Raw genomic sequence first — 16,950 nt, 5'->3', positions numbered from 1 at the left:
TTAAAAGTGTTTTAAATTTAAGTATTTATACGCTCTTTTCCCTATATCTTTTCTGTAATGAGCTCCTTCAAAATGAATCATAGATACTGCTTTGTATGCCTTTTCTATAGCTGAAGGTATATTCTTATCAAGTGCAGTTACTCCGAGAACCCTTCCTCCATTTGTATAAAATTCTCCATTTACCTTTTTTGTCCCTGCATGAAACACAATAACTCCCGGAATTTGTGAAACCCTATCAAGACCTTCTATTTTTTTTCCTTTTTCATACTTTCCAGGATATCCTTTGCTTGCCATCACCACACACACTGCAGATTCCTTTTTTTCTTTCAAATCTATTTTTCCAAGTTCTCCCTCTAAGGTTGCCTCAATAATTTCAAGAAAATCGTTTTCAATTCTTGGTAAAATAACCTGAGCTTCAGGATCCCCAAGCCTGCAATTAAATTCAAGAACATAAGGCTCTTTATCAACAATCATAAGACCCGCATATAAAAAACCGAGGTAGGGATGTCCCTCTTTTTCAAGAGTTTTTAAAACCGGGGCTATTACCTTCTCTTCTATCTTTCTTCTAAGTTCTTCATCAATCAAAGGAGTAGGTGAATAGGCTCCCATCCCCCCTGTGTTGGGACCCTCATCATTGTCAAGAAGTCTTTTGTGATCTTGAGAGGTAGGTAAAGCCTTAAAAGTATATCCATCTGTAATTACAATATAAGACGCCTCTTCTCCAACAAGCCTTTCCTCTATTACAACTCTATTTCCGGCTTCTCCAAAGACTTTTTCTTCCATTATTTTTTCAATAGCTCTGATCGCATCCTCTTTTGTTTCGCAGACAAAAACCCCTTTCCCGGCACAAAGTCCATCAGCTTTAACAACTATAGGAGCTCCTTTTTTTTCTATGTAAGCCTTTGCCTTTGAAGCATCATCAAAAACCTCAAATTTAGCTGTTGGAACACCAGCTTTACTCATTATTTCCTTGGCAAAGGATTTGCTTCCTTCTATAAGTGCCCCTGTGCTATCAGGACCAAAAACTTTAATATTCTCCTTCTCAAGAGCATCTTTTAATCCCTTTACTAATGGCTCCTCAGGACCTGGGATTACGAGATCAATTTCCTTTTCTTTGCAAATTTTAATAATACTTCCAAAGTCAGTTATAGAAACATTTTCTATTGTCTCTGCTATTTCTGAAATCCCTCCGTTACCAGGAAGACAATATAGTTTTTGAAGCTTTGGACTTTTTGAAAGGACATAACAAATGGTATGTTCTCTTCCTCCTCCTCCCAAAACAAGTATTTTCATTTTTCTGCCCCTTCTGGACTTTTTATTTTATTATAGGAAGACTTTTTAAATGTCAACACCTTAAATCTATAAAGCATTAAAATTATTAGAAATATCCCGCCAACTTGAGTCCAGATAAAGGTTTCTCTAAAAGTATCCTGAAAGGCAAAGCTTAAAGCCTGAATGTATTCTGCTTTATACAATAAAGCTTTTGCCTTTTTTAAGGCGTAGGCTTCAGAAAAATATTTTTGTGCCATATTCCACCATTTTTCCAAAAACATATTAGTATATCTAAAGTCTTGTAATTCTGTAATTCTCAAAAAATGATAATTTGTGCTTTTTTCAAGAGTATTTGTAGCTATTGCAATACCTATTGAACCTCCTACAAATCTTTGATAATGAAAAAGGGCTACTCCAAGACCTATTTTCTCTCCAAGATTTCTAAAAGCAAGGGTTGTCAGAGGAGCAAAAAAGCACCCCATAGCAATTCCCAAAGGTATGGTTAAAATTGCTGCTCTTAAAGCAGGAGTATAATAATTGAGTTTTGGTAAAAGAAAAATGGTAGTAATACTGAGAATTAAAAAATTAACTAAAAGAATTGTTTCTGGTGGAATTTTATCGGAAAGTCTACCTGATACAATGGAAAAAATACCTACAAAAGAAGCATAAGAAAGCATGTGAACTCCTGCTTGAAAGGTAGTAAGTCCTTTTAGATTTTGATAATAAAGGGGAATTAAATAAAAAACCTGATACATAACAAAACCCAAAATAAAAAACTGAAAAGCCATTGCCAGACCAAATTCTGGAATAGTATAAATTTTAAAGTCTATTAAAGGTTTTTTACTCATTAGCTCTCCCGCAAAGTAAAGGGAATAAAAGGTAAAACTTAAAAGAAGAAAGGAAACTATGAAGGTAGATTGAAACCAGCCATATTGTTGACCTTTTGAGACAGCTATAAGAAAAAAGATGGTTGCAAAAGAAATTAAACCGTAGCTAACAAAATTAAAGGAAAACTCTTTTCTTCTCCCGAGAGCAAAGGGTAAAAAAGATATAGCTGCTACGAGATCAAGAATACCAATAGGAACATTTATATAAAAAGCCCATCTCCAGGAAATATACTCAGTAAGAAAGCCTCCCACTGTGGGACCAAGAGCTGGAGCAAAGCTAACTCCAAGACTATAAATTCCCATAGCAGTTCCTCTTTTTTCAGGAGGATAAACATTAAGAAGTATAGTCTGAGCTGTTGCCATAATAAAGGCTTCTCCAATGCCTTGAAAACTTCTAAAAATAATCATTTGAGGCAAACTACTGGAAAACCCAGAAAGTCCACTAAAAATTATAAAAAGAACAAGTCCAGTTGTGTAGCAAAAAGAATATCCCACATATCTTGAAAAACTCTCTACAAAAAGAAGGGCTATAGCTGCAGAAATCATATAACTTATACCTACCCACTGAACTCCGTAAAGATCTGTAGAAAGAGGACCAAGAAGTTTGGGCATTATAGTATTTACAACTGTTGTATTAAGAATAGCCAAAAAGTGACCTATCATAAGGGTAATAGTTATGGCTATTCTCTCAAAAGAAGATATTTGATGATAAAACTCGGTTTGACGCATTTTATCTAAAGATTTATTTTAAGTTTTACATATTTTCCAGGCAAATTTTCTACCAATCCTTTTAGTTCAAGTTCAGTAAGAAGAGAAAGAACTTCAAAGGGAGGTCTATTTATCTTTGCAAAAATTTCCTCTACATGCTGGGGATAGGAAGATAAAACAGAAAGGATTTCTTTTTCTTCTTCTGAAATTTTAATTTTTATCTTTTCTTTGGATGAGGCTTCTTTTCTTTCCCAGCCAAAATATTCCAGAATCTCATCTGGAGAGGTGACCACATTTGCGCCCTCTTTTATGAGAAGATGTGTGCCTTCACTCTGAGAAGAAAAGACACTTCCTGGAACAGCAAAAACCTCCTTTCCCTGATCCAATGCCCATTTGGCAGTTATTAAAGTTCCACTCCTTTTTCCTGCCTCTATAACTACTACTCCCTCAGAAAGACCACTTATTATTCTATTTCTAATAGGGAAATTTTCTTTTCTTGGCTTTGTGCCAAAGGGAAATTCAGAAATTATTGCCCCTTTGCTTTTAACGATTCTTTCAAAAAGTTCTCTATTTTCTGAGGGATAAACAATATCAACTCCACATCCCAAAACCCCTATTGTATAGCCATTTGCTTCAAGAGCGGATCTGTGAGAAATACTATCAATCCCTCTTGCAAGTCCTGAAACTATTCCCACTCCAGATTCTGCAAGTTTTTTAGAAAATTGATAAGCTACCTCTTTTCCATAAGAAGTAGGCTTCCTTGAACCTATAATAGCAATTAAATTAATATCTTCTCTGAATTCACCTTTAACATATAAAAACAAAGGCGGATAAGATATTTTTTTTTAGTTTCTCTGGAAATTCTATATCTTTGATAAAAAGAATTTTTACTCTCCTTTCTTTTGCCTTCTCTAATTCCTTCTTTGCTAACTTAAGTATCTCATCTTCTGAATATTTTTTAGTTCTTAAAATATCTCTTATTTCTAAAGCTTCTTCAAAATATTTTATAGTTTTAAAAATGTTTCTTTCCTTGAGATAAAATCCTAACCAAAGAAGTTTTTCTTCCATTTTTTAATTTTTAAAATTGAAAAGAAATAAAGTTCTTATCCACTTTAATGTCTGCTAAATCTTTAAAGAGTTGAGAGAGGTTTTTTAAATTTTCATAAACTTGAGAATCCAAATCTTTATCCCAAACAAACTCAATCTTTTTATCTTTTTTTATAAAGATTTTTAAATCGGTGTTTTCTTTTAGATTTAAAAATAACTCCTGGCAAAAATTGCAAAAAAGACCTTTTAACAAATTATAGGGAACTTCCACAAAACTTTGAGTTTCTTCTATAATCTCTTTTTTAATTTTGTGTTTAAAAGGCATAAAAGCTTCCCAAAAAAGTATTTCCTTTTCTATAATTTCTTTAAGAGCCCAAGGTCCTTTCTTTTCGTTATAAATCTCGTCAAAAGCTGCATCTATTTGATTTTGAAGTTTCTGCAAAAGTGAAAAAGCTTTATTTATTCTTTCCTTAATTTCCTCGTTAAAATCGGGATCTTTTTGTACCTTCATAAGGATAATTTGGAGTTCAAGGGAAATTCCTTGCAAAGTGCCTCTTATATTATGGAAATATCCCTGAAGAAGTCCTCCTAAAGCCAATCTTTTGCAAAATAAAGAATTTTCTTTCATCTGTCTTTTAATATCTCTCTTCCAAAAAGGGCTTTTTTTAGAGTTAAAGGGTCAACAAATTGAATTTCCATACCCATAGGAATCCCACAAGCTATTTTAGTTATTTTAACAGGGTAATTTTTTAGCACTTCAAGAATGTAAGAAGTAGTTGCCTCCCCTGCAAGAGTTGGAGAAAGAGCTATAATTACCTCTTTTACATTTCTTAGCTTTATTAAATGGACAAGTTGTTCAAGTCCAAGTTCTTTTGGTCCAATTCCATCCTTTGGAGATAAAAGATAATGTAAAACAAAGTAATAACCGTTAAATATACCCGTTTCCTCTATATAGAAAAGATTTACCGGGTTTTCGACAATGCAAAGTAATTCTTGATCTCTTTTTTCATCTTTACAGATGTTGCAGATCTCTTCTTCGGAAAGATTTCTACAAAATTTGCAGAGTTTAACTCTATAAGGTAATTCCTTAATGAGTTCTCCCAGAGTTTCGCAAAGTTCTGGTTTTGACAAAAGAAAAAGAGAAAACCTTGTTGCACTCTTTTCCCCTATCCCGGGTAGCATAGAGAATGTTTCTATCAGTTTTTTTAAAGTGTAGGGATATGCTCCAGACATAAATTTAGAAAAATCCCGGCAGATTTAAACCTGGAATTTTTAGTCCACCTGTGATTTTAGCTAATTCTTCTTCAACCATCTCTTTCGCTCTTTTTAAAGCTTCATTTACTCCTGCCACTATAAGGTCTTCAAGCATTTCTTTTTCTTCAGGTTTAATAAGTTCATCCTCAATCTGAATAGAAATAATTTCCTGCTTACCATTTGCTGTAACTGTGACCATTCCACCACCAACCTGTACAGTTACTGTTTTTTCTTCAAGTTGTTTCTGCATTTCTTCCATTTTTTTCTGAATCTTTTGCATTTCTTTTACCAACTGTTGAAATTGTGGTGGTAATTTCATTTTTTACTCCTTTAAAGGTTGTATGTAAGCTATTTTTGCAGAAAAAATATCTAAAATCTTTTTAACTTCCTCTCTTTTCTTAACCTCTTCTAAAGTAGTTCTTTTAACTTCTTCTATCTCTACTTTAAAAGGTCTGTTAAAATAGTTTTCTACTTTTTCTTTTAGAAGTTTATAATAGGGAGAGTCTGTAAAATTAAGGGATGAGCTTAATCTTAAAAATACTTCATTTGGTCTTATTTCTGGTTTAGGTAAACTACTCACCAATCCATAAAGAGGCAAACTTTCTTTTTTTATTTCCTCCACAAAGTCTTCCCAGCTTTTTTCTTTTACTTCTGTAATTTTTTCTTCAGGAGGAGGAAGAACAAAAGAAAGGTTGTTGCTGGTAATTTGCTCTAATCTTTCTACTATATTTTTTAAAGGTACAAGTTTTCCGTATTCGCATATTCTTAAAAGCGCAAGTTCAAACTGAAGCTGAGGATAGTTGCTTCTTCTTAATGTTTCTAAATCTCTTACCAAACTCTGAAATATAAGTAAAATATCCTCTAACTCGTTTTCAAGAACAAGTTCTCTAAGCTCTGGAGTTTGAAATCCAATTTTGCTTTCCTTGGGAAATGCTTTCATAACAAGAAGTTCTCTGAAAAATTCAGTCAACTTTTCCATTAAATATATGAGATCTATCCCTTCCTCATAAACTCTCTGAGCAATCTCTAAGGCTTTTTTTAGATTTTTCTCAAGAAGAGTACTTGCTATTTCTTCTACTAAAATGGTTTCATGCCATCCAAAGGCAGAGATTACATCTTCTTTAGTTTTTGATCCATATGCCATTGCCTGATCAAGAAGAGATAGAGCATCTCTCAAACTACCTTGTGCTTCTTTAGCAATAAGCTCTAATGCCTCTTCTTCCATTTCGTAATTTTCTTTTTCGCAAATCATTTTTAAATACTTTACTATTAACGGTTGTTCAAGCCTTCTAAAATCATATCTCTGACACCTTGAAAGAATAGTAGGTAAAAGTTTATTAGGTTCGGTAGTAGCAAGGATAAAATAAACATGAGAAGGGGGTTCTTCTAAAGACTTTAAAAGAGCATTGGAAGCTTCTCTTGTCAACATGTGCGCCTCATCTATTATATATACTTTAACTTTTCCTTTTGCAGGAGCGAATTTTAAATTTTCTATTAATTCTCTTATTTGATCTATTCCTCTATTTGAAGCTGCGTCAATTTCTATGACATCTACAAAAATTCCCTTGTTGATTTCTATACAATTAGAGCATTCATTACAAGGTTCATACCCATCTATAAGGTTTTTACAATTTAAGGCTTTAGCAATAATTCTTGCAACGGTAGTTTTTCCTGTTCCTTTTATACCTGAAAATAAAAGTGCATGAGAAAGTTTCTGATGTTTAAGCGCATTGGTTAAGGTTCTGACTACATGAGCCTGTCCCACTACTTCTTTAAAGGTTTGAGGACGATAACGCCGAGCTAAAACCAGATAGGACATATGTATATTTTAAAACTTTTTATTGAGTTGACAACAAAGTTTTATCCAGTGCTCTTTAAGAGCTTCTATTTCCTCCTGATATTCTTTAGCAGGTCTTTCAATTCCGCAGGTAAGGCACCTTACCTTTGCTTTTGCTCAGGTGCCTTCAATTACAGCTTTTCCTCCACAATATTTACAGGTAAGATAATTTTCTTTTACTTCTTTGTCCATTTTTAATTTTTTTATAATAGTTAAACTTTTTCAACTTGACAAGGAAATTTTTAAAGTTAACTTATATTAAGGAAATTTTGCGGGGCGTAGCTCAGCCTGGTAGAGCTCCGGCTTCGGGAGCCGGGTGTCGCAGGTTCAAATCCTGTCGCCCCGATTTGAAAAAACTTGCCGGGGTGGCGGAACTGGCAGACGCGCTGGATTCAGGATCCAGTGGAGGTTACTCCGTGCGGGTTCAAATCCCGCCCCCGGCATTAGCCTCAATTTTTCTCTAAAAACTGGTTTCCAAAAAATCTTTAAAAATCTTATCTTGAGTTAGATATAAATTTTTCATATATCTTACGCAGGGCTTCGGGAAGGAGCTCTGCAGGATACTGCCTCTCAGCAATCAAATCAAGATACCACCACCACTTTTCAAGAGGAGGGTTTACTTCTCCGTATTTTCTTTCATCAGGCACATCAGCATCCCCTATCTCTAGGGTGTAACGAATAAGATTCTTGTCAAGCTCAATCACTTTATCTGCAAGTCCTCTCTCTTCAATAATATCCCGAATAGGAATAGCTACATCACAAGCCCAGTAAGAAATAGCATCCAAAACGCTATCTCTGTCCAAAGTGTAGTCTTCCCAAGCTTCAAGCAACTCTTCATCTGAAAAACTTCTCAAATATTCATAATATTCTAACAAGCCCATCTCTTTTTTTTTCCTTTAAAGTTACTTCTATAACGACATTTTATCTTTTCAAACTTCTGAAATAACAGCTTTCATTCCACCAATTCAAAAGAAATTCCTTTTTCTAAGGAAAATTCCCATAAAAGGTTCTTTGCCTGTTCTACTAAAGCTGTTCCCTGAAAAAAATAGCAAAGAGTTCCTCCTTCTACTTCTTCAAAAGAAGAAAGTCTCTTGAGTTCTTTTTTAAAATCTTTTGGCAAACTCCCCCTTTTCTATTTTTTCAAGAAAAGCTATAGCCTCAACTCTACAACCAATTCTTGTAATCACAAATTTAACCTTTGCCAAAGCTTTTTTCCTTTTTTAAAGTTCTTCCTTTTCTTAACTCCTTCCTAAAGGTTAGAAATTTACTTCAAAAATTAATTAATACAACATTTCTTCTTAACTGCATCGTAGCTTTTTTATTACCTATAATCCCTGGAAAGATCTCAGATTCGCAGAGAAGCTTTCAGCTAATTAAAGATGAAAAGAAAAGAGAAGAGATATCTTTTAGGGTTAAGATGATAGAATTTCATGACAAATACGGAACTCCCACTACAGTATCTGCTTTTGGTGTTTCAAGGGCAACTATATATTTATGGAAAAAAAGTTTAGAGAAAGTTGAGGAAAGCTTGAGAGTCTTATTTCAAAGCCAAGAATACCAAAAAGGGTTAAACAAAAGACTTGGAGACCTGAGGTAATTGATTTTATTTTGAGATTTAGAAAGGAGCATCCTGGTATAGGTAAAGAGAAACTTAAACCATTTGTGGACAAATTTTGTGAGCAGAAGGGAATACCTAGTGTATCAGTTTCAGCCATAGGGAGGATAATTAAGTATTTGAAAGGGGATTACTTCGAGGGGAGAAGGGTGTAAAGTTAAGTTATTGTGGAAGGACAGGAAGGTTTTATGAGAGGGTGAGGAAAAGGAGGAGGATAAAGAGGTATTTGGTAGTAGGAGTTGATTTAGCAAGCAGATTTGGATTTGCATATGGATACAAGAATTTATCAAACAGGAGTGCAAGAGATTTTATGGAGAAATTTAGGATGGTAGCACCTTTTGAGGTGAGAGGGATGCAGACGGATAATGGGAGTGAGTTTTTGGGTAAGTTTGAAAGGTATTTAAGGGAAGAGGGTATTATAGAGCATTATTTTAGTTATCCGAGGAATCCGGAGGGGAATGGATATGTTGAAAGATTTAACAGGACACAGCAAGGATTTTGTAGATTTTATGGAGGAAGAGTTAAGAAATGATTTAGAGGGATTTAACAGAAAGTTGATGGAGTATTCAATCTGGTATAATGGTGAGAGACCTCATTATGGGTTAAAAAATAAAACACCAATAAGATGATATTGTGAAGATTTTTAAAAAATAATTTCCAGTCCAAAATCATATGGACTTATACATCTTCTTGACAAAAATTTATTTATATTTTTAATAAAGTAAAGAGACTTGGAGCTTTACCCTTGAGGCTCAAGATTACCTTTAAGGCTGATAAAGATTCTCCAGTAATCTTTCCTATCAATTACAACGAACTTATTCAGGGTTTTATTTATCGCTATCTTGATGAATATCTTGCTACCCAACTTCACGAAGAGGGACTTAAAGACCCTGAGTCAAGAAGAAAATTCAAGTTCTTTACTTTTTCAAGGTTAATTCCACTTGAAAAGCCAAGAATTGAAAAAAGTCAGATTTTCTTTTCAAGCCCGATTATATTAGTAATAGGATCACCTTTAAGGGAGTTTATTCAAAGTATGGCAAACTACTTGATAAAGGCAGAAACTATAAAGCTTGGGAATGAGACCTTTTTAATAGAATCTATTGCAGTTGAGTCACCCCCTCCTTACAGAGAAAAGGTCTTGGTAAGAGCCCTTTCTCCTATAACAGTTTATAGCACCCTTACTGCCCCAAACGGCAAGAAGAAGACCTACTATTACAGCCCCTTTGAAGAGGAATTTGAAACTCTGATTATTGAAAATCTCAATAAAAAGTATAGAGCCTTAACAGGAGAGGAGGCTTCTTTTTCAGGAAGTGTTAAGCCTTTTAAGGTAAGCTCTCGCAATCAAAGGATTGTGATATATAAAGGGACGGTGATTAAAGGCTGGGATGGAGTGTATGAGCTTTCATTACCCCCTCAACTTTTTCCCCTTGCCTTTGAAGCAGGTCTTGGCGCAAAGAACTCCCAGGGGTTTGGCTGTATTGAGGTGTGGCAAGGTGAAAGAAACTTATGAGGTCTTGACAAGTAGATAGAGATTTGATAGGATAGAGTAAGTATTATGATTGAATCGTTTTGGCAAGTAGGAAAAGGACTTAAAGAAGGGGTTAACATAGATGAATTTGTTAAAAATTTAACTCTAGATATAGATAAAGAAAGGAATAATAGAAGACAGCATATAGTTATTCTGGACATTCAGACAGAAGACTTTAGGTCTTTTAAATTAGGTATAGATTTTAAAGAAATCTCAGATGAGTCGCGAATAGAATATTTATGGGTTGGTAACGCACCAGCTCCCAATTTGCCTCAAGACAGATTTACGACTAACAATATAAACTACTTAATTTCTCAAACTATTCCCAATTTAATTGGAAATTTGCCTGATTGCAGTCTAAAGGAACTTTTACTGAAGCTGAAAGAAAATATGTTCTTTGATTTGGGAGAAAAAGAGAGTGTTGGTTCTACAGAACAGAATTATGAAAGATACAGGTTTATTTGGGATTTATCAAAATTTGGTTTTGATTTAACTCCTCAAAAAATAAGAGACGAAATTAAAAAAGAACCAGCGAATAAAAAAGCTAAAAAGGCCATAAATATTGTTAGTAAATTTCTGATGCAAGTTATAGAAGATACAACAAGATTAACTGAAGAAGATATTGCTCTTTTTACGCTTTCTGTTAATGGTGCTCCTTTAGTAAATTACAACGAATATAAAAAATATATTTACAAAAAATTAATAGAAGAAGCTTTTAAAGATTCAAAAAAAGGTATTTGTCATATATGTAATAAAGAAAAAGAAATTACTTGGGACACAACAAAATTTTGGTTTAAATTCTATATGACTGATAAGATTGGATTTTCAAGTAACTTAGGAGGTGGAGAAAATTTCTTAAAAAATTATTCCCTGTGCAAAGATTGTTATCAAGCTGTACTTTTAGCGGAAGTATTTGTCAGAAATAATCTCAAAACATCTTTATCAAATTATCAGGTTTATATCCTTCCATCTTTTCAATTAAATCAACTTATGCCAGTAAAAAAATTAGAAAGATGGGCAGAATATTTTAAAGATAAATTCTCTGCAGTTGCGTCACTTAAAGGTTTATATAATTTTCAGAGTAAACTCGAAGAATATATGGATTATCAAAATTTGCAAGATAACTTTATTTTAAATTTTCTTTTTGCTGAAAAGTCGAAAGCTGCTTTTAAAATTTTTCAGTTGATACAGGATGTTCCGCCAAGTAGGTTGGACGAAATTATGAGCGCTGGTTTGGATGTGCAAGAAATGGGAGAGAAAATATTTAAGGAAGATAGTTGGTATCTTTCATTAGATAAAATGTTTTATTTATTTCCTATTGGTAAAGATAAGAATTTAAAGTTAAAGTTCACATTGAACTTTTATAATTCGTTATTCAGTTATACCCCAATGGAGTCAAAAGCATTGCTTAGAGAATTTATAAAGCGGATATGGGAAATAAGATTTTTAAAAGACTTTGACGATATAGAATTCTCAAGAACTATATTGTTCCAAAACTTTTTATTTTATTACTTAGACAAACTAAATCTTTTAATAAGAGGTGAGGCCATGGCGAACTCTTTTGACTTTTTAGATACTTTGGAAGTAAATGAAAACATAAGGAAATTTTTAAAGGAAGCTAAATACGATGAAAAGAAAACTTCGCTTTTTCTTCTTGGTCAACTCATAGGAGAGATAGGAAGAGCGCAATTTAACAAAGGCGATAAGAAGAAATCTATTTTGAATAAGTTGAACTTTCAAGGTATGGACTTAAATAAAGTTATGAGGTTATTTAATGAAGTTTTTGAAAAAATGAGACAATATAAAGTCCTAACATCTGAAACGGAAAAAATTTACGGTCTATCAAAGAAGTTGTTTGAGGCTCACAAATCTGATTGGGGATTAACTCCTCAAGAAAATGTCTTTTATATTTTATCAGGATACAGTTTTACTACTTATACCGCAATAACGAGTGGGAAACAAAAACCATTAGAAGAAGAGGAGGTGGCAAATGAGTAAAGATCTAAAGATATTGAACAGTGAAATCCTTTTTATTTACGATGCTAAGATGTGTAATCCGAATGGAGACCCTGATGAGGAAAACAAACCCAGGATGGATTATCACACGGGTAGGAATCTGGTTAGTGATGTAAGGTTGAAGAGGTATTTAAGGGACTATTTACAATCTAAAGGGTTTGAAATATGGGTCTCAAAAGTTAATGACGAGGTAGTTGACGCTACAAAGAGACTTGAGTTTCTTGCAAAAAAGTATTCAGAGGAAAGGGGGAAGAAGGTTAGTTACAAAAAACCTGATAAGGAATTTATTGAATGGCTCTTGGATACTCTTATTGACATACGGCTTTTTGGAGCCACTATACCAATAAAGGGAGAGGATGAAGGTGCGCGGGGAGGAGGGCTTAATTTTATAGGTCCTGTTCAATTTTCTTGGGGGTATTCATTAAATCCTGTTGAAATTATACCTTCATCTTCTATCACATCCACTTTTGCAGGAAGAGATGAGGGATATGGAACCATAGGTAAAGATTGGAGAGTTTATTATTCTCTTATTGCCTTTTACGGAATAATTAGTTTCAGAAGAGCAGAAAAGACTAGGCTATCGCTAGATGATGTCAAGTTACTTGACAACGTTTTAATTGAAGCAATTTCAGCAGAGGCAACAACAAGAAGCAAAATTGGGCAGTTTCCAAGGTTGCTAATGAGAATCGAGTATCAAGAAGGAGGATATGTTGGTGATTTAAGAAGATACATTGAGATAAAACCTAAAGAGAATATCAATTTAGAAACTATTAGAGACATTAGTGATTTTGAATTGGATATAAGTCGACTTAACGATATTTTAAGTGGAAATAAAGAAAGAATTCACAAAATTTATGTATGGTTCCATCCCGAATTATCAATTGTTGGAAGTAAACTAGATGTTGAGTTTAAGGATAAAATAGTACTTCTTCCTCACAAAATATAAGGGGGAATGATTAAATAGTCAAGGAGATAATTTGACTGTGGATAGAATTATAATTTTTGATTTAGAAGGAGCTATTGCTCACTTTAGAAAGTTTTATACTAATTCTTCATCTCTGTCTTATGCTTTTCCACCAAGAACAGTAATTATTGGCTTAATAGCTGGAATTTTAGGATTTGAGCGTGATTCTTATTATGATAAGTTTAATACTGAAAATTGTAAAATAGCATTATCCGTTAGGACTCCTGTTCGCAAATTGATGCAAACAGTAAATTATATTAGAACAAAGGATACGCGTGAGCTAACTGGTTCAGGTGGGTATACACAAGTCCCTGTTGAATTTGTGTTGCCTCTTAATGCGGACTTTTTAAGGTACAGAATATACTTTCTTCATAAAGACGAGAAGATAATGGAAAACTTAAGAGAACGGCTTAAAAATGGTACATTTGAATACCCACCTTATCTTGGAATAACAGAATGTCTAGCAACAATACGTCTCATAGACGATGAAGCAGAAATGTTCTTTTATGATGACTTAGATAAAAAATTGGAATTACCAACAGTAGTTCCTATACATAAGATCAGATCTATTAATTTCGTTGAGGGCTTTAAATACATAAAAGAAGATAGGGTTCCTGTTGAATTTGACATGAATAGGATGATTAAAAAAGTTTATGGATATATATACGAGCACAATTGCAAATCTATAAAAAATGTAATGATTAAAGGTGAAGTATTTAAAGTTAATTATAAAGAAGGCAGTAAGACAATTGAAGAGTTTGGTGTATTTATGGAATGAAAATAGACAAGTTTTATTCTCATCCTGGAATACTGTTAAAAGATCATTTGAATGCTGTAGGACTTCACGCAAAGTCTTTTATTGAAAAGCTTGAAACAAAATATAGAGGAATTTCTGATATTGTTTGTCTTATAGGTAAGTGTCATGATTTTGGAAAATATACTTCATTTTTTCAGAGGTACTTAAGAGGTGAAAGAATTGGTACTCAGGCACATCATTCTTTATTGTCAGCTTTGTTTGGTGCTTATGTCGTTAAGTCTTATTTAAATAAAAACCTCAAAAATGTTGAATTACCAGAAAAAGAGTTCTTACCGTTCATAGCTTATCTGGTAATTTCCAGACATCATGGAGACTTAAGAAGTCCTGAAGAAATTCTTCCCAGAATTAAAGAATTAGATGACTATCCAGATTTAAAAAGGTTGAGAGAACCATTAAGGAGTGAGATTAAAAACTTGAAGTTTCAGTGGGAGGACATAATACACAATCTCAGCAAAATACAGGAAGAGCTTAAAAGTATAGATCTTGAAGTAAATCTTTCATTTCTTGATATATCTGAATTTTTGAGACTTTTTAAGGAGCTTGATAGATTAAGGTATAGATTATTAGAGAATGACACTGTTGATATTTCTGGAAAATTAAGGATATACTTTTTGACTCTATTATTTTATTCTGCTCTTATAGATGCAGACAAGAGGTCTGCAGGAAGAGACGATATTCTCAAGGTTTCTCGGAAGGATATTCCACCGGATCTGGTTGATGTGTATATTGAGAGAGTACTTAAGCGAGATAAGTTTGACAGTAGGTTAATGGATAAAATGAGAGAAGAAATTTATCGCAAAGTATCAGGTAAGGCAGAATCTGTTCCTCTGGATCAAAAGATTTTTACTCTCACAGCTCCTACTGGTTCAGGGAAAACTTTAACTGCTTTTTCTTTTGCTTTAAAACTCAGAGACAGGATTATAAAAACTAAGGGACTGAAGCCGAGGATAGTTTATTCTCTCCCGTTTGTTAACATAATAGAGCAGAATTATGGGGTTATATACGATGTTTTAAAATTGATTTCTGATTTTGAAGAAAATTCTTCTTTGTACTTGATAAAACACCATCATCTTGCAGATTTAGAGTATAAAGAGAGTAACGAATTAAAGCCCGTTGAAGATGCGCTGCTTTTGATTGAGTCCTGGGAGGCTGAAGTAATCGTAACGACTTTTGTTCAGTTACTACACAGCATAATAGCTTTTAAAAATAGCTTTTTAAAAAAGTTTCACAACATTGCTGGGAGTATAATCATTCTTGATGAGGTACAGAGCATACCTATTGAATACTGGGACCTCGTTGGGGAGGTCTTGAAGGGTTTGGTTGATTTTCTTGACTGCAGGATAATACTTATGACGGCAACGAGGCCTTTACTTTTACGAGATTGTTCTTTTGAACTTTTGGAAGAGCATAAAAATTACTTTAGCAATTTGAACAGAGTGGTTATTGCTGGAAAGATGAATAAGATTACTGATAAGGAATTTATTGATTTTGTTTCTGAGAAAGCTAGTGGTAAATCTTGTTTGGTTGTATTAAATACAATTAGTAAGTCAATAGATATTTATAATGCTTTGAAAGCAAGGTTAGGATGTAGAGGTTTTACTGAGATTGAGGAGAGAGATAAAGGTTTTGTTTTACTGGACTTGAATGAGGTAAGTATTTTTGAGGAGTTGCTTGCCAAACTTTTACAGGAAAAGAAGGTTATTTTTTATTTATCTACCAATATTACACCTATACAGAGAGCTAATAGGATTAAGATTTTGAAGGAATTTATGAAGAGAGGTGGTAAACCGATTTTAGTTTCGACTCAGGTTGTAGAAGCGGGAGTCGATTTAGACTTTGAAGTAGTTTTCAGAGACATAGGTCCCCTAGATTCAATTATACAAGTTGCAGGTCGCTGTAATAGAAATTATAGGTCTGACTGCTTGGGTGAAGTTTATGTCCTGAATTTAGTAGACAACTATGTGGAGAGTGTTTATGGGAAAGTTCATCCTTCTATCACATCAAAGTTACTTCATGGAAAGGTAGAGGAAAAGGATTTTTATGACTTAATAGACAAGTATTTTCATGAGGTTGAGATAAGAACAGACAAGGATGTTTCTAAGAAAATTCTTAAGGCAATACATTCGTTGAATTTTTATCACAGCCAGTTGTCTGATAACATTAGTAAGTTTCAACTTATAAAAGAAAAAGGTCAGTTTTATGATGTTTTTATAGAAATTGATGAACATTGTATGGAGCTAAGGGAAAGATTTATAAATGAAGTATTGAAAGAGAAGGATTTCAGAAAGAGGAAAATTGCGTATCTTCAGTTGAAGAAAGAATTTTATAAATTTTTGATTTCTGTTAGAGAAAACAGGTTAGATAAGAATTTTCCAATACGGTATGAAGATTATAATTTATTTTTTGTTTCTCATAATCAGCTTAAGGATTTTTACGATCTTGAAACAGGATATAAAATCTCATCACCGTCTGCTTTTATTTGGTGATAACTTTAGTCATTCCCACCCTCATCTGGTATTACTACATTTGCCCAAGGGAGGTGTGGCTTATGAGTAGACATCTTGAGCCACATCAGGAAAATCCCTTTATTGAAATTGGAAGACTCCTTTCTGAAGAGGCTTATAAGCGAGATACCAAGGAAGTTAAGCTTCTTGACGAAAAGGAAGGAGGTATGATTCTTGACTTAATTAGGTCTGAAGGCGAAGAGGTGGTGGTTGCAGAAATTAAAAAGAGTTCATCTTTTGAAAAGGCAGCAACCATGCAACTTGCTTACTATTTGTATAGATTAAAGAAACTCGGAATTTTGGCAAAAGGAATTTTGCTCTTCCCAAAAGAGAAAAAGAGAATTGAGATAACTCTAACAGAGGAGCTTGAAAGGGAGCTTATCTCGGCACAGAAAGCCATACAAGAGATACTTTCAAGGGACTTACCTCCAGAGCCCAAAAGAATTAAATATTGCTCCAAGTGTGGATACCAAGAACTTTGCTGGGCTTAAAAGGACCCTT

18 protein-coding genes and 2 tRNA genes are annotated in these 16,950 nt (G+C 33.7%); 10 read left to right on the top strand and 10 right to left on the bottom strand.

The annotated features are described in order from the left end of the window. The 8 genes from purD to dnaX are packed head-to-tail and all read right to left on the bottom strand — an operon-like array spanning position 1 to position 6,987. Positions 1–1,293 carry a phosphoribosylamine--glycine ligase gene (gene purD / locus ACLGLP_RS05315; RefSeq protein WP_492112241.1) on the bottom strand — a complete coding sequence of 431 codons (1,293 nt, stop codon included), beginning with the start codon at positions 1,291–1,293 and terminating at the stop codon, positions 1–3. Then, entirely contained in the window at positions 1,290–2,888 is a 1,599-nt protein-coding gene (locus tag ACLGLP_RS05310) for a DHA2 family efflux MFS transporter permease subunit (protein ID WP_492112240.1), read from the bottom strand. The genes purD and ACLGLP_RS05310 overlap by 4 nt, the downstream gene beginning before the upstream one ends. Before the next feature lie 5 nt (positions 2,889–2,893). After that, positions 2,894–3,691 (bottom strand): DNA-processing protein DprA, encoded by a 798-nt coding sequence (gene dprA / locus ACLGLP_RS05305; RefSeq protein ID WP_492112239.1) that lies wholly within the window; start codon positions 3,689–3,691, stop codon positions 2,894–2,896. Next, a complete protein-coding gene (locus tag ACLGLP_RS05300; protein WP_492112238.1) occupies positions 3,675–3,935 on the bottom strand; it encodes a hypothetical protein in 261 nt (86 codons plus the stop codon). The genes dprA and ACLGLP_RS05300 overlap by 17 nt, the downstream gene beginning before the upstream one ends. Positions 3,936–3,945: 10 nt before the next feature. Further along, a complete protein-coding gene (locus tag ACLGLP_RS05295) occupies positions 3,946–4,542 on the bottom strand; it encodes a hypothetical protein (RefSeq protein ID WP_492112237.1) in 597 nt (198 codons plus the stop codon). Next, on the bottom strand, positions 4,539–5,147 hold the full coding sequence (gene recR, locus ACLGLP_RS05290; protein WP_492112236.1) for a recombination mediator RecR: 609 nt from the start codon (positions 5,145–5,147) through the stop codon (positions 4,539–4,541). The genes ACLGLP_RS05295 and recR overlap by 4 nt, the downstream gene beginning before the upstream one ends. Positions 5,148–5,151: 4 nt before the next feature. Beyond that, on the bottom strand, positions 5,152–5,487 hold the full coding sequence (locus ACLGLP_RS05285; RefSeq protein WP_492112235.1) for a YbaB/EbfC family nucleoid-associated protein: 336 nt from the start codon (positions 5,485–5,487) through the stop codon (positions 5,152–5,154). A 3-nt stretch (positions 5,488–5,490) separates the two neighbouring features. Beyond that, positions 5,491–6,987 (bottom strand): DNA polymerase III subunit gamma/tau, encoded by a 1,497-nt coding sequence (dnaX, locus tag ACLGLP_RS05280; RefSeq protein WP_492112234.1) that lies wholly within the window; start codon positions 6,985–6,987, stop codon positions 5,491–5,493. Positions 6,988–7,277: 290 nt separating this feature from the next. Here dnaX and ACLGLP_RS05275 point away from each other — a divergent pair. Beyond that, positions 7,278–7,351, top strand: a tRNA-Pro gene (locus tag ACLGLP_RS05275). 13 nt (positions 7,352–7,364) lie between these two features. Further along, positions 7,365–7,448: transfer RNA gene (locus ACLGLP_RS05270), tRNA-Leu, on the top strand. A gap of 51 nt (positions 7,449–7,499) precedes the next feature. Here the strand turns inward: ACLGLP_RS05270 and ACLGLP_RS05265 are convergent. Both ACLGLP_RS05265 and ACLGLP_RS05260 read right to left on the bottom strand, forming a co-directional pair. Continuing rightward, on the bottom strand, positions 7,500–7,886 hold the full coding sequence (locus tag ACLGLP_RS05265; RefSeq protein WP_492112233.1) for a hypothetical protein: 387 nt from the start codon (positions 7,884–7,886) through the stop codon (positions 7,500–7,502). Between the two features lie 71 nt (positions 7,887–7,957). Beyond that, positions 7,958–8,125, bottom strand: coding sequence for a hypothetical protein (locus tag ACLGLP_RS05260; RefSeq protein WP_492112232.1), 168 nt, complete (start codon positions 8,123–8,125; stop codon positions 7,958–7,960). 297 nt (positions 8,126–8,422) lie between these two features. On the opposite strand from ACLGLP_RS05260, the gene ACLGLP_RS05255 reads away from it, so the two are divergent. From ACLGLP_RS05255 to cas4, 8 genes are all read left to right on the top strand, one after another. Beyond that, a complete protein-coding gene (locus tag ACLGLP_RS05255; RefSeq protein WP_492112231.1) occupies positions 8,423–8,602 on the top strand; it encodes a hypothetical protein in 180 nt (59 codons plus the stop codon). Positions 8,603–9,084: 482 nt separating this feature from the next. Next, positions 9,085–9,249 (top strand): integrase core domain-containing protein, encoded by a 165-nt coding sequence (locus ACLGLP_RS05250; protein WP_492112230.1) that lies wholly within the window; start codon positions 9,085–9,087, stop codon positions 9,247–9,249. A gap of 116 nt (positions 9,250–9,365) precedes the next feature. Further along, on the top strand, positions 9,366–10,130 hold the full coding sequence (gene cas6, locus ACLGLP_RS05245) for a CRISPR-associated endoribonuclease Cas6 (protein WP_492112229.1): 765 nt from the start codon (positions 9,366–9,368) through the stop codon (positions 10,128–10,130). A gap of 45 nt (positions 10,131–10,175) precedes the next feature. After that, positions 10,176–12,146, top strand: coding sequence for a TIGR02556 family CRISPR-associated protein (locus tag ACLGLP_RS05240; protein ID WP_492112228.1), 1,971 nt, complete (start codon positions 10,176–10,178; stop codon positions 12,144–12,146). Next, positions 12,139–13,110, top strand: a complete 972-nt coding sequence (cas7b, locus tag ACLGLP_RS05235) for a type I-B CRISPR-associated protein Cas7/Csh2 (RefSeq protein WP_492112227.1) — start codon at positions 12,139–12,141, stop codon at positions 13,108–13,110. Before ACLGLP_RS05240 ends, cas7b begins: the two co-directional genes overlap by 8 nt. Before the next feature lie 37 nt (positions 13,111–13,147). After that, complete coding sequence (cas5b, locus tag ACLGLP_RS05230) at positions 13,148–13,906, top strand: type I-B CRISPR-associated protein Cas5b (RefSeq protein ID WP_492112226.1); 759 nt, start codon at positions 13,148–13,150, stop codon at positions 13,904–13,906. Continuing rightward, on the top strand, positions 13,903–16,431 hold the full coding sequence (locus tag ACLGLP_RS05225; RefSeq protein ID WP_492112225.1) for a CRISPR-associated endonuclease Cas3'': 2,529 nt from the start codon (positions 13,903–13,905) through the stop codon (positions 16,429–16,431). The genes cas5b and ACLGLP_RS05225 overlap by 4 nt, the downstream gene beginning before the upstream one ends. After that, a complete protein-coding gene (gene cas4, locus ACLGLP_RS05220; RefSeq protein ID WP_492113734.1) occupies positions 16,428–16,940 on the top strand; it encodes a CRISPR-associated protein Cas4 in 513 nt (170 codons plus the stop codon). The genes ACLGLP_RS05225 and cas4 overlap by 4 nt, the downstream gene beginning before the upstream one ends. Positions 16,941–16,950: the final 10 nt, after the last annotated feature.

The organism is Caldimicrobium sp. SLHALR3, from assembly GCF_058692735.1.
This window is presented reverse-complemented; position numbering and strand designations above follow the sequence as displayed.

Excerpts from the sequence above, each read along its gene's own strand:
- purD (WP_492112241.1), bottom strand. The coding sequence starts at position 1,293 with ATGAAAATACTTGTTTTGGGAGGAGGAGGAAGAGAACATACCATTTGT.
- ACLGLP_RS05310 (WP_492112240.1), bottom strand. The coding sequence starts at position 2,888 with ATGCGTCAAACCGAGTTTTATCATCAAATATCTTCTTTTGAGAGAATA.
- ACLGLP_RS05300 (WP_492112238.1), bottom strand. The coding sequence starts at position 3,935 with ATGGAAGAAAAACTTCTTTGGTTAGGATTTTATCTCAAGGAAAGAAAC.
- ACLGLP_RS05295 (WP_492112237.1), bottom strand. The coding sequence starts at position 4,542 with ATGAAAGAAAATTCTTTATTTTGCAAAAGATTGGCTTTAGGAGGACTT.
- recR (WP_492112236.1), bottom strand. The coding sequence starts at position 5,147 with ATGTCTGGAGCATATCCCTACACTTTAAAAAAACTGATAGAAACATTC.
- ACLGLP_RS05285 (WP_492112235.1), bottom strand. The coding sequence starts at position 5,487 with ATGAAATTACCACCACAATTTCAACAGTTGGTAAAAGAAATGCAAAAG.
- dnaX (WP_492112234.1), bottom strand. The coding sequence starts at position 6,987 with ATGTCCTATCTGGTTTTAGCTCGGCGTTATCGTCCTCAAACCTTTAAA.
- ACLGLP_RS05265 (WP_492112233.1), bottom strand. The coding sequence starts at position 7,886 with ATGGGCTTGTTAGAATATTATGAATATTTGAGAAGTTTTTCAGATGAA.
- ACLGLP_RS05255 (WP_492112231.1), top strand. The coding sequence starts at position 8,423 with ATGATAGAATTTCATGACAAATACGGAACTCCCACTACAGTATCTGCT.
- ACLGLP_RS05250 (WP_492112230.1), top strand. The coding sequence starts at position 9,085 with ATGTTGAAAGATTTAACAGGACACAGCAAGGATTTTGTAGATTTTATG.
- ACLGLP_RS05240 (WP_492112228.1), top strand. The coding sequence starts at position 10,176 with ATGATTGAATCGTTTTGGCAAGTAGGAAAAGGACTTAAAGAAGGGGTT.
- cas7b (WP_492112227.1), top strand. The coding sequence starts at position 12,139 with ATGAGTAAAGATCTAAAGATATTGAACAGTGAAATCCTTTTTATTTAC.
- ACLGLP_RS05225 (WP_492112225.1), top strand. The coding sequence starts at position 13,903 with ATGAAAATAGACAAGTTTTATTCTCATCCTGGAATACTGTTAAAAGAT.